The 12,723-nt window shown below is 57.8% G+C and carries 9 protein-coding genes; 7 read left to right on the top strand and 2 right to left on the bottom strand.

Annotated features, from left to right (window positions below; translation table 11 throughout):
• The first annotated feature begins 286 nt into the window (after positions 1-286).
• Together ydgH and CKF42_RS04385 are read left to right on the top strand one after the other, a co-directional pair.
• Positions 287-1,240, top strand: coding sequence for a DUF1471 family protein YdgH (gene ydgH / locus CKF42_RS04390; RefSeq protein WP_046101882.1), 954 nt, complete (start codon positions 287-289; stop codon positions 1,238-1,240).
• 205 nt (positions 1,241-1,445) lie between these two features.
• Positions 1,446-2,837 (top strand): basic amino acid/polyamine antiporter, encoded by a 1,392-nt coding sequence (locus CKF42_RS04385; protein ID WP_111207612.1) that lies wholly within the window; start codon positions 1,446-1,448, stop codon positions 2,835-2,837.
• A gap of 14 nt (positions 2,838-2,851) precedes the next feature.
• On the opposite strand, the gene CKF42_RS04380 is transcribed toward CKF42_RS04385, so the two are convergent.
• Entirely contained in the window at positions 2,852-3,265 is a 414-nt protein-coding gene (locus tag CKF42_RS04380) for a hypothetical protein (RefSeq protein WP_111207611.1), read from the bottom strand.
• Positions 3,266-3,443: 178 nt separating this feature from the next.
• Here CKF42_RS04380 and rstA point away from each other — a divergent pair, with 178 nt between their 5' ends.
• The 5 genes from rstA to CKF42_RS04355 all read left to right on the top strand — a co-directional run bounded on the left by rstA (position 3,444) and on the right by CKF42_RS04355 (position 8,691).
• Positions 3,444-4,169 carry a two-component system response regulator RstA gene (gene rstA, locus CKF42_RS04375; RefSeq protein ID WP_009090075.1) on the top strand — a complete coding sequence of 242 codons (726 nt, stop codon included), beginning with the start codon at positions 3,444-3,446 and terminating at the stop codon, positions 4,167-4,169.
• Positions 4,166-5,467, top strand: a complete 1,302-nt coding sequence (rstB, locus tag CKF42_RS04370) for a two-component system sensor histidine kinase RstB (RefSeq protein WP_009090073.1) — start codon at positions 4,166-4,168, stop codon at positions 5,465-5,467. The genes rstA and rstB overlap by 4 nt, the downstream gene beginning before the upstream one ends.
• Before the next feature lie 19 nt (positions 5,468-5,486).
• The gene (locus CKF42_RS04365) at positions 5,487-6,974 is read left to right on the top strand and encodes a carboxypeptidase M32 (RefSeq protein WP_111207610.1); all 1,488 of its coding nucleotides are present in this window, start codon (positions 5,487-5,489) and stop codon (positions 6,972-6,974) included.
• A gap of 157 nt (positions 6,975-7,131) precedes the next feature.
• Positions 7,132-7,605, top strand: a complete 474-nt coding sequence (gene asr / locus CKF42_RS04360; RefSeq protein WP_058957862.1) for an acid resistance repetitive basic protein Asr — start codon at positions 7,132-7,134, stop codon at positions 7,603-7,605.
• 276 nt (positions 7,606-7,881) lie between these two features.
• Positions 7,882-8,691 (top strand): serine protease, encoded by an 810-nt coding sequence (locus CKF42_RS04355; RefSeq protein ID WP_009090066.1) that lies wholly within the window; start codon positions 7,882-7,884, stop codon positions 8,689-8,691.
• A 54-nt stretch (positions 8,692-8,745) separates the two neighbouring features.
• Here the strand turns inward: CKF42_RS04355 and hrpA are convergent, their stop codons facing one another.
• Positions 8,746-12,648 (bottom strand): ATP-dependent RNA helicase HrpA, encoded by a 3,903-nt coding sequence (hrpA, locus tag CKF42_RS04350; protein WP_111207609.1) that lies wholly within the window; start codon positions 12,646-12,648, stop codon positions 8,746-8,748.
• Between the last annotated feature and the right edge of the window lie 75 nt (positions 12,649-12,723).

The following is a 12,723-nucleotide window of genomic DNA, read 5'->3' as shown; positions in this document are numbered from 1 at the left end:
CGCTCCGGACGAATTAATCAACAATAAAAACCCTTAATTAACAATGCATTAACTGTTATAGCGCTAAGTGTTACCGTTTTTAGTGGTAACAGCGTCCAGAAATGACGCCTTAAACGCATTTCATGACAGTCAGATGAAAAACAGGGAGGTAAATAACGCGATATCGCGCAAAAAATCGCTGCGACAGTCTGTTTATAACATGCAATAATCAGCGGCTAATCTGTTATACATCAAGAGTCCAGCACGTTTTCGTACTCATTTTTGCGTAAGGCGAAGGATTATTTTTATGAAGCTGAAGAACACTATTCTGGCGTCCACTCTGTTGTCCCTGCTGGCAGCTAATGCATTCGCTGCGCAGGAGTTAACGCCAGAAAAAGCGGCCGCGTTGAAGCCATTCGAACGTATTAATATCACCGGCCGTTTCAACGCAATTGGCGACGCAGCCGATGCGGTCTCTAAGCGTGCAGATGAGATGGGCGCTGCTTCTTTCTACATTCAGGGCATCAACGACAGCAACGGCAACAGCGGCAACTGGCGCGTTACTGCCGACCTCTACAAGGCTGATGCCCCGGCCGCTTCCGAAACCACCCAATACCGTCGCTTTAACGGCGTCAACGAACTGCCAAAGGCTGAAGCTTATAAGCTCGAACCTTTCGACACCGTTTCCGTCAGCGGCTTCTTTGCCAGCCAGCCTGATGTCAACGATGCAATTTCAAAAGCGGCTAAAGAGAAAGGCGCCGCCTCATTCTTTATTGTTCGTCAGATTGACGCCAACAGCGGCGGCAACCAGTACATCACGGCCTACGTCTATAAAGCGGATGCTAAAGCGCGTGTGGTTCAGACGCCGAACGCGATTCCTGCCGACTCAGAAGCGGGTAAAGCTGCACTGGCTGCGGGTGGCGCAGCGGCCGCTCAGGTTGAAATCCCTGGCGTCGCCTCCTCTGAGACACCGAGCAATAAAGTGGGCCGCTTCTTCGAAACCCAGAGCTCAACCGGCAAGCGTTACACGGTGAATCTGCCAAACGGCAAATCCGTGCAGGAAGTGAACGCGATTACGGCCGCGCAGATGCAGCCATTCGACACCGTGACGTTTACCGGTCACTTCGGTTCCCCTACCGAAGTTTCTGAAGAAGTGGCGAAGCGTGCGTCTGATAAAGGTGCGAAGTTCTATCACGTGACCCGTCAGTGGCAGAACCAGAGTGGCGGTAACCTGACCGTCACCGCTGACCTGTTTAAGTAATCTCTTCAGGGCGGCGCCCGCCGCCCTGCTGTTTGCATAATTCCTGCGCGGATTTGCATAGTCACGCATTGCCATCCCCCGCCACACTCCGTAAAATCTGCCGCCTGTTTTGCCGGAGTTTGTCCCTGTTTTCTGCCGCGAGTCTGCGATAACCCAGCGATGAAATCCGATTTATCCAGCCATATATGCTAGCGGGAAGGTTGTTTTGGAGAAAAAATTAGGTCTCGGTGCGCTGACGGCGCTGGTACTCAGTTCCATGCTGGGTGCCGGCGTGTTCAGTCTGCCGCAAAATATGGCTGCGGTGGCGGGTCCGGCGGCGCTGCTGCTGGGCTGGCTGATTACCGGCGTCGGCATCATCTTTCTGTCGCTGGCGATGCTGCTGCTGACCCGCCTGAAACCTGAACTTGACGGCGGCATCTTCACCTACGCCCGCGCCGGGTTCGGTGAACTGACAGGCTTCTGCTCCGCATGGGGCTACTGGCTCTGTGCTGTCATCGCCAACGTCTCCTATCTGGTGATCGTCTTCTCCGCCCTGAGCTTTTTCACAGATACCCCGGATCGGGTGATCTTTGGGGATGGCAACACCTGGCAGGCGATGCTGGGGGCCTCGGTGCTGCTGTGGCTGGTTCACTGGCTGGTACTGCGCGGGGTACAGACTGCGGCCAGTATCAATCTGATGGCGACGCTGGGCAAACTGGTGCCGCTGCTGCTGTTTATCGTGCTGGCGGTGATGGCGTTTAACTACGATCGCTTCCGGGTCGACTTTTCCGGCGTCACGCTGGGGCAACCCCTGTGGGAACAGGTCAAACAGACGATGCTGATCACTCTGTGGGTCTTTATCGGGGTTGAGGGTGCCGTGGTGGTTTCTGCCCGCGCACGTCAGAAAAAAGATGTGGGACGCGCTACCCTGCTGGCGGTGCTGGCCGCCCTGCTGGTTTATCTGCTGGTGACGCTGCTGTCGCTGGGCGTGGTGCCCCGTGCAGAACTGGCCGGGATGCGCAACCCCTCCATGGCAGGACTGATGACGCGACTGATGGGACACTGGGGCGATGCGGTGATTGCCATCGGCCTGATCATCTCCGTCTGCGGCGCCTATCTGAGCTGGACGATTATGGCTGCCGAAGTGCCGCTGATTGCCGCGCAGCAGGGTGCCTTTCCACGCAGCATTGCCCGGCAAAACCGCCACAACGCGCCCGCCGCCTCATTGTGGCTGACCAATGGCAGTATTCAGGTCTGCCTGATTCTGATCGCCGTGACCGGCGCGGATTACAACAATCTGCTGACCATTGCCTCGGAGATGATTCTGGTGCCCTATCTGCTGGTGGGGTTGTATCTGATCAAAGTCGTGCGCGGACAGCACAAGCCGCTGGCAATGGCGATCGGTCTCGGTGCCAGCCTCTATGGCATCTGGCTGCTTTATGCCTCAGGCCCCCTGCATCTGATGATGTCGGTGGTGCTCTATACCCCGGGCCTGCTGCTGTTTCTCTTTGCCCGCCGGGGAGGCCGCGCGACCTCTGCACTGACCGCACCGGAGCGGATTGTGATGGGATTACTGATCGCGGCGACGCTGCCCGCCGTGTGGCAGCTGACGAGGTAACGCGGAAGGTGCGCTTAGTGTGACTGCACCGGAATCGACACACACAGCAGGTCATCCTGCTGTGTGAGATTCAGCGGCTTGGCATATTCATGATGAATGGCATCCAGCTGCTCCGCCGACAGCGGATAAGGGAGCTGGATATCAAAGCGGCTGATCTGCTGCTGTTCCGCGAGGGTGACCAGGCGCGCGATGTTAATTTCGTCACTCACCTGGGTAGAAATGATTTGTAATGCTAATTCTTTTAACGGGTCGTCACTGCCCTGTAAGCGGTGTGCTGATTTCCGTGTCACCATGCCGAATATCGGCATCACGCCATAAATCGCATCGACAAAGCTCCAGCGTTTTTTGCAGGAAGCGGAAAGAAAGTCACTGTAATTGAAGCAGATGCGGTCAGGGTATATGGCTGATGCCAGCTCTTTATCAGACACACTAATGCTCCTCATAATAATCAACGATATCCCAAACCTGGCGCAAAAAGGCCGCGCTAATGATTGCACATTTTGCCGGTTATATACCAGCAAGCTAAGGATATTTCGTGCGGTAGCGTAGAGCTCAGGACCAGGAAAAGATATGCTTTCGTCCATCCCTGTCTCTGCTTTGTAAACTATGAACAAAATTGTTTATGTAGAAGATGAACCCGAAGTGGGTTCACTGATTGCGGCCTACCTGGGTCGTCATGACATTGAAGTGATTGTTGAGACGCGCGGCGACCGCGCTGAAGCGGTGATTGCCGAGCAGCAACCCGATCTGGTGATGCTGGATATCATGCTGCCCGGCAAGGATGGCATGACGATCTGCCGTGATTTACGGGCCAACTGGCAGGGGCCCATTGTGCTGCTCACCTCACTCGACAGCGACATGAATCATATTCTGGCGCTGGAGATGGGCGCGCAGGATTACATCCTGAAGACCACGCCACCCGCGGTCCTGCTCGCCCGTCTGCGCCTGCATCTGCGTCAGTCTCAGCAGACGCAGCCGGAAGATGCGCCCGCCATTCCTGCCGCGAACCGTATGCTGCGTTTCGGCTCGCTGACCATCGATGCCCTGAATAGACAGGTGACGCTGTTTGACGAACAGATCGCCCTCTCTACGGCCGATTTTGACCTGCTCTGGGTCCTCGCCAGCCATGCCGGTCAGACGCTTAACCGCGATGCGCTGCTGAAAACCCTGCGCGGCGTCAGCTATGACGGTCTGGATCGCAGCATCGACGTAGCCATTTCCCGCCTGCGCAAAAAGCTGCACGACAGCGCCACCGAGCCGTTTCGTATCAAGACCATCCGCAACAAAGGCTACCTGTTTGCGCCTCAGGCCTGGGATACCCGCGTCCTATGAGAAAGCTTTTTATTCAGTTCTATCTGCTGCTGTTTGTCTGCTTTCTGGTGATGGCGCTGCTGGTGGGACTGGTCTATAAGTTCACCGCCGAGCGCGCAGGCCGACAGTCGATGAATGACCTGATGGCCAGCTCGCTCTATCTGATCCGCAGCGAACTGCGGGAGATCCCGCCGCGCGACTGGAACAAAACCATTAAGAGCCTCGATCTTGGCCTCTCGTTTGACCTGCATATCGAGCCGATGAACAAATTCCAGCTCGATGAGACCAATATGCGCCGCCTGCACGCCGGTGAGATTGTGGCGCTCGACGACCAGTACACCTTTTTGCAGCATATCCCGCGCAGCCACTACGTGCTGTCGGTCGGGCCTATCCCCTATCTGTTCTATCTGCATCAGATGCGACTGCTCGATATTGCCCTGCTGGTCTTTATCGGCATGTCACTGGCGCTGCCGGTGTTTATCTGGCTGCGCCCCCACTGGCAGGAGATGCAGCGGCTGGAAAAAGCGGCTCAGCGCTTTGGTCGCGGTGAGCTGGATGTGCGCACCCATTTTGACAGCACTTCCAGCCTGTTCCGGCTGGGTATCGCCTTTAACCAGATGGCGGAAAACATCAACACCCTGGTCGCCAGTAAGAAGCAGCTGATCGACGGCATCGCCCATGAGCTGCGGACGCCGCTGGTGCGTCTGCGCTACCGGCTGGAGATGAGCGATAACCTCACGGACGCCGAACGGGTGGCGCTGAACCGCGACATCGGCCAGCTTGAAAGCCTGATTGAGGAGCTGCTGACCTATGCGCGGCTGGATCGGCCACGCGTGGACCTCAATCTGAAGTCGCAGGATCTCGCCAGCTGGCTGCGCGAGCGCCTCGATGACTTCCGCACCATCAATCCCGATGTCCGGATCGATCTCGATCTGCCGCAGCGTGAAAATATCGGGATTTCTGACAGCCGCCTGATGGAGCGGGTGCTGGATAATCTGGTCAATAATGCGCTGCGTTATGCGCAGCAGCGACTGCGGGTGAGCTTATGGTTCGACGGCGCAACCGGCTGCCTGCAAGTGGAGGATGATGGTCCGGGCATTCCGCCAGAAGAGCGGGAACGGGTCTTCGAACCTTTTGTCCGGCTCGATCCGAGCCGCGATCGCGCGACGGGTGGCTGCGGACTGGGGCTGGCGATTGTCCACTCTATTGCGCAGGCGCTGAGCGGCCAGGTCACCATTGAGGCCAGCCCGCTGGGCGGAGCCAGCGTTCGCTTTTGCTGGCCGGTTGATCTACCCTTGCGGGAAATTCCGCTGCGTTAAACACTACAAGGAGTCTCACGTGACCTCAGCGTATCAACACCTTAGCGCGACCTTCCAGCGCCTCTCCCGTTTCAGCCATGTCACGGCCATCGCCGGCTGTGATATGCAGACCACGATGCCGCCAGGCGGCAGTCAGGCGCGGGGTGAAGCGCTGGCCGAGATGAGCGTTCTGCAGCATCAGATCCTGACGGCTCCCCAGGTCGGAGAGTGGCTGAAGGCCGCAGAGCAGGCGTCGCTGAACGATGTTGAGCGGGCCAATCTTCATGAAATGCAGCGTGCTTACCAGCAGGCCAGCCTGCTGCCTGACGACTTTGTGGAAGCCAAGTCGATTGCCGGTTCGGTGTGTGAACATGCGTGGCGCACTCAGCGCCCGGCTAACGACTGGCAGGGCTTTGCCACCAACCTGAAAGAGGTGGTGCGTCTGAGCCGCGAAGAGGCGCAGCGACGCGCCGATGCCAGCGGCTGCTCGCGTTACGATGCCCTGCTCGATCTCTATGAACCGGGCATGACCCGCGCCAGGCTGGATGCGACGTTTGTCGAACTGAAAAGCTGGCTGCCCGATCTGTTACAGCAGGTTGTGGAGAAGCAGGCGCAGCAGCCGATCGTCACGCCGCAGGGGCCATTCGCCGTGCCTGCGCAGCGCCAGCTCGGGCTGAGCATCATGGAAACGCTGGGCTTCGACTTCAATCATGGTCGCCTGGATATCAGCGCGCATCCTTTCTGCGGCGGCGTGCCGGAAGATGTACGCATCACCACCCGTTACAATGAGGCTGAGTTTCTCAGCGCCATGATGGGTGTGATCCATGAAACCGGCCACGCCCGCTATGAGCAGAATCTGCCGCAGCAGTGGCGAGGACAGCCGGTGGCGCTGGCGCGTTCCACCGCCATCCACGAGTCACAAAGCCTGTTCATGGAGATGCAGCTCGGTCGCAGCCGCGAATTTTTGCAGCGCATTCTGCCGAGCATCATCGCCACCTTTGGCGACCAGCCTGCCCTGCAGGCGGATAATTTCATCCGTCTGACCCAGCAGGTGAAGCCGGGCCTGATCCGGGTGGACGCCGATGAGCTGAGCTACCCGGCTCATGTCATTCTGCGCTACGAAATCGAACAGGCGCTGATTGAAGGGGAGATTGAGGTTGAGGATATTCCGGCGCTGTGGGATGAGAAGATGATGCAGTCGCTGGGTCTGGATACCCGTGGCAACTACCGCGATGGCTGTATGCAGGATATTCACTGGACCGATGGCGCGTTTGGCTACTTCCCCACTTACACGCTGGGCGCGATGTACGCCGCGCAGCTGTTCCGCTCGGTCCAGACCGCCATTCCTCAGCTCAGCGAACTGATTCAGCACGGCGAACTGCAACCGGTATTCGACTGGCTGCAACAGAACATCTGGCAGCACGGCAGCCGCTTCTCCACCGACCAGCTGCTGATCAATGCGACAGGCGAAGCGCTGAACCCGGCTTATTTCCGCCAGCATCTTGAACAGCGTTATCTGAAGAACTGACCCTCCGGGCGGCCATCACGCCGCCCTTTCCCTCCTTTGTACAATCGGTTACACGCCGATACCAAACACCCACGGACAGGCTTTGTTGATTTCCCTATAGTCTCTTCACCGGCCCCGCAGTGGGCTACACATGAAAAAAGAGTCCGAGGGATTTGCAATGAAAAAATTATTTGCACTGGTTGTCGCCGCTGCTATGGGTATGTCTTCTGTTGCTTTCGCTGCTGAAACCACAGCTGCGCCAGCCGCTGCGCCAGCCGCAACAGCGACCACCACAACCACCGCAGCTGCACCGGCTAAAACCGTTCACAAAACTGCACACAAGAAACACCATAAAGCAGCACAGAAAGCGCAGGCTGCTAAAAAGACTCACCACAAAAAAGCGGTGAAAAAAGATGCTGCTCAGAAAGCGCAGGCAGCAAAAAAAGTTCACCACAAGAAAGCGGTAAAACCTGCTGCCCAGAAAGCGCAGGCAGCTAAAAAAGTTCACCACAAAAAAGCCACTCAGCCCGCTGCACAGAAAGCCCAGGCTGCGAAAAAAGTTCATCACAAAAAAGCGGTAAAACCTGCTCAGAAAGCGCAGGCTGCTAAGAAAGTTCACCATAAGAAAGTTGTTAAATCAGCGGCTAAATAAGATCGCCCTCAGGCGCACAGCCACGCGATAATGCTTAAAAACACCCGGTTCTGCCGGGTGTTTCTTTACTGGAGTGGATGAAATGGTGCGTCGCTATCGCTTCGAAATTATTCTGCTTGTGATGATCCTGTGTGGCATTGTTGCTGCCAGCTTCTTTATTTAACTGCTGTAGCGTACTGATTAACCGATAAAACTCCCTTTTTTAACGCTCACCGACTATAGTTACCGTTCTTACGTGATAACAATAACGTCTATTTTCTCGCCATTGAGATTTCTATGCGCCTGGCTACCTTGTTAATGGTTGGACTTTTCAGCTTTGCCACGACGGTTCATGCCGATGATGACGATGATTCGCCGACACCGGCTGAAATTAAGATGCTGTTCTTCGGCAAGGATCATCGCCAGGCAATCACGGATATCACCGCTGCTCCCTGGGATGCGATTGGTCAGCTCGAAACAGAAAGCGGTAACCTCTGTACAGCCACGCTCATCTCTCCCCATCTGGCGCTGACGGCCGGACACTGTCTGCTCGCCCCGCCGGGTAACTTTGATAAGCCGGTTGCGCTGCGTTTTATGGCCAGCGACAAAGGCTGGCGCTATGAACTGCATGACATTGATGCGCGGGTTGAGCCCTCGCTGGCCTCTAAGTTAAAGGCGGATGGTGAAGGCTGGATCGTGCCGAGCAGTGCGGCCCCGTATGACTATGGCATTGTAATATTACGCAATCCACCGTCGGCCATTACCCCTATCCCGCTGTTTGAGGGCTCACGCAGCGACCTGACGGCCGCCCTGAAGCTGACCGGTCGTAAAGTGACGCAGGCGGGCTATCCGGCCGATCATCTGGATACCCTCTATTCCCACAGCAACTGTCTGATTACCGGCTGGGCGCAGCGCGCCGTGCTGTCACATCAGTGCGACACCCTGCCTGGCGACAGCGGTTCACCGCTGCTGCTCAACAGCGACAAAGGCTGGCAGCTGATTGCGGTGCAGAGCTCCGCGCCCGCGGCAAAGGATCGCTATCTGGCGGACAACCGCGCGATTGCGGTCACCTCATTTAAAGATAAGCTGGAATCCCTCGCGCAGTAATTGCGTGCAGCCTGAGCGGCTGTCGGGTGCGCACGCTCCGTGCGCACCCGGCTTTCAGCCCGCTATCTGCTCCATCGTCTGCAGAATACGCTTATCCGAGATCGGATAAGGCGTACCCAGCTGCTGAGCAAAGTAGCTGATGCGCAGCTCTTCAATCATCCAGCGAATGCTGAGCACCTCTTCATCATCCTGACGCTGCGGCGGCAGCTTGTTGCGCCACGCCTGGTACGCCTGTTCCACCGCCTGAACTTTCAGCATCCGCGCCCGATCGCTGTGCGGATCGGCAGGCAGTTTCTCCAGTCGCCGCTCGATACCCTGCAGATAACGCAGCGTGTCGGCCAGTCGCTGCCAGCCGTTGCCGGTGACAAAGCCCCGATAGACCAGTCCGTTTAACTGCGCTTTGATATCGGACAGCGCCAGCGCCATGGTCATATCCACCCGGCCTTTCAGCCGTTTATTGATGTTAAAGACCGCCGTCAGAATCTGCTCTACCTGCTTAGCTATCGTCACTACGGTCTCATTAAGCTCCCCGCGGACTTTGTCACGCAGCTGCTCGAACGAGGCCTGATCCCAGGCAGGGCCGCCCGCTTCCCCCATCAGTTTATCGATGCCGCAGGCGATGCAGTCGTCGATCAGCTCCAGCACTTTGCCATAGGGGTTAAAGTAGAGTCCGAGTTTGGCCTTGTTCGGTAACTTCTCGTGCAGATACTTCACCGGCGACGGCACATTCAGCAGCAGCAGACGACGCTGACCGCGCCACATCATTTTTTGCTGCTCCTGCTCGCTGTCAAACAGGCGGATCGCGACGCTCTCTTTTTCATCCACCAGCGCAGGCCAGGCTTTCACCTGGTAACTGCCGCGCTTCTGTTCATAGCTGCGAGGCAGTTCGCCAAAGCTCCAGAGATGCAGCCCGCTCTGTTCCAGCCCGTCATCGGCCACTTTCGACAGCGTCTCCTGCACCTTGTCTTTCAGCCGGGCCTTGAGCGTGGTGAGGTCCTTGCCTTCCAGCAATTTACGATTGTGCTCGTCGACTACCCGGAAGGTCATTTTCAGATGATCGGGAACCTGATCCCACTGCCAGTTCTCCCGCTCCAGCGTAACGCCGGTCATGCGGCGAAACTCGCGCGCCAGCGCATCTGCCAGCGGCATCTCCATCGCCGTTACCCTTCCCAGAAACGCCTCGGCGTAGTTGGGAGCAGGCACCAGATGGCGGCGCAGGGGTTTCGGCAGCGACTTAATCAGCGCAATAATCAGCTCACGGCGCACGCCGGGGATCTGCCATTCAAAGCCGCTATCCTCAACCTGATTCAGCAACGGCAGCGGTATATGGACCGTCACGCCATCGGCATCTGCGCCTGGCTCGAACTGGTAACTCAGCTTCAGTTTCAGGTTGCCCTGATGCCAGAAGTTGGGATAGTCGAGCTGACTGACCTTGTCCGCGCCCTCTTTGATGAGCATCTGCCTGTCGAAGTTGAGCAGATCGGCGTTATCGCGGCTGGCCCGTTTCCACCAGCTGTCAAAATGCCTGGCCGAGACCACCTCTTTGCCGATGCGCTGGTCATAAAAAGCAAACAGCGTTTCGTCATCGACCAGAATGTCGCGGCGACGGGATTTATGCTCCAGATCTTCTACTTCGCTGCGCAGTTTCTGGTTGGCGCGGAAGAAAGCGTGACGCGTCTGCCAGTCGCCCTCGACGAGGGCGTGACGGATAAAGAGTTCGCGGCTCAGGGTGGGATCGATGCTGCCGTAGTTGACCTTGCGCGCGGCAACAATCGGCAGGCCGTAGAGCGTGACCTTCTCGGTTGCCATCACCGCCCCCTGCGATTTCTCCCAGTGCGGTTCGCTGTAGCTGCGCTTCGTCAGATGCTGCGCCAGCGGTTCAATCCACTCCGGCTCAATGCGTCCCGCCGTCCGCCCCCAGAGGCGGCTGGTTTCGACCAGCTCTGCCACCATGGTCCACTTCGGCGGCTTCTTAAACAGTCCGGAGCCGGGGAAGATGGCGAAGCGGGTATTGCGCGCGCCGGTATACTCCTGCTTGTCGGCATCTTTCTGCCCGATGTGCGACAGCAGACCGCTCAACAGCGCACAGTGAACCTGCTGTAACGGAGCCGGTTCGCTGTTGACCGGAATACCCAGTTCGCGCACCACCTGCCGCAGCTGAGTATAGATATCCTGCCACTCCCGCACGCGCAGATAGTTGAGAAAGTCGCTTTTGCACTGGCGTCGGAACAGGTTGCCGGACAGGGCTTTCTGCTGCTCCGCCAGATAGTTCCACAGATTGACATAGGCCAGGAAGTCGGAATCTTTGTCAGCAAAGCGCCGGTGTTTTTCATCAGAGGCCTGCTTCTTCTCTGCCGGACGCTCGCGGGGGTCCTGAATCGACAGGCCCGCAGTGATGATCATCACTTCGCGCACACAGCCCAGCCGCTGCGCCTCCAGCACCATTCGCGCCAGGCGCGGATCGACCGGCAACTGCGCCAGCTGTCGCCCGGAGCCGGTGAGGGTGTAGTGACCCGTCTCTTCATTCAGCGTCAGCGCGCCCAGCTCTTCCAGCAGGCGGATACCATCCTGAATATTGCGCTTATCGGGCGCTTCCACAAAGGGGAACGCCGCGATATCGCCTAGCCCCAGCGAGGTCATCTGCAGGATCACCGACGCCAGGTTGGTGCGCAGAATTTCGGGGTCAGTAAAGGCCGGACGACTCAGGAAATCCTCTTCCGAGTAGAGGCGGATACAGATACCGTCGGAAACACGTCCGCATCGTCCTTTACGCTGATTGGCCGAGGCCTGAGAAATCGGCTCAATCGGCAGACGCTGCACTTTGGTGCGGAAGCTGTAGCGGCTGATACGCGCAGTGCCGGGGTCAATCACATATTTGATGCCGGGCACCGTCAGCGAGGTTTCCGCCACGTTGGTGGCCAGCACGATGCGGCGGCCACTGTGTGACTGAAACACCCGGTTCTGTTCGGCGTTCGACAGTCGTGCATACAGCGGCAGCACTTCAGTGTGCGGCAGGTCGCGTTTATTCAGCGCGTCGGCGGTATCGCGGATTTCGCGCTCGCCGCTCATGAAGATCAGAATATCGCCCCGGCTCTCCTGTCCGAGTTCATCGACGGCATCAAAGATCGCCTGCAGCTGGTCACGGTCGCCATCCTCCGCCTCTTCAACCACCGGCCGGTAGCGCACTTCCACCGGGAAGGTGCGGCCGGAGACTTCGATAACCGGCGCATTGTTGAAATGCCGCGAGAAACGCTGCGGGTCGATGGTCGCAGAGGTGATGATCACCTTGAGATCGGGACGCCGCGGCAGCAGCTCACGCAGATAACCGAGCAGGAAGTCGATATTCAGGCTGCGCTCGTGCGCTTCGTCGATGATGATGGTGTCATATTGCATCAGCAGACGATCCTGCTGGATCTCCGCCAGCAGGATCCCATCGGTCATCAGCTTGACTTGGGTCAGCTCGCTCACCTGGTCATTAAACCGCACTTTATAGCCGACACAGCCGCCGGGCGAGGTATTCAGCTCATCGGCGATGCGATTGGCCACGGTGCGTGCCGCCAGGCGACGGGGCTGGGTGTGACCAATCAATCCGGTCACGCCGCGCCCCAGCGCCAGACAGATTTTCGGCAGCTGAGTGGTTTTACCGGAGCCGGTTTCCCCGGCCACAATCACGACCTGGTGATCGCGAATCGCCTCAGCGATATCCTGCTGTTTCTGGCTGACAGGCAAATTGTCCGGGAAGGTGATGGCTGGCGTCGCCGCGCGCCGCTGGGCGACACGCTGTTCAGCGGCGAAAACGTCCTGCTCCAGCTCGCGGGCTATGCCCTGTTGTGCCTCGGGGCTTTTGACTTTTCTGGCCCCCTGCAGACGGCGCTGCAGCCGCTGGCGATCGCGAAGCATTAAGCCGTCGAGCCTGGCCCGGAGCGCGGTCAGTGGAGACGTATCGGGAGATGACATAATAGTGACGTACCTTACTCAGACAGTGTCGCTGCAGAAACAGCGCCCTGGACGCCGGGATAACCAGCTGATTCA

Origin of the sequence: Pantoea sp. ARC270, from assembly GCF_003236725.1 — a bacterium.
Taxonomy (GTDB): domain Bacteria; phylum Pseudomonadota; class Gammaproteobacteria; order Enterobacterales; family Enterobacteriaceae; genus Pantoea; species Pantoea anthophila.
The sequence above is the reverse complement of the archived record's forward strand: the minus strand, read 5'-3'. Positions and strand labels throughout refer to the sequence as shown.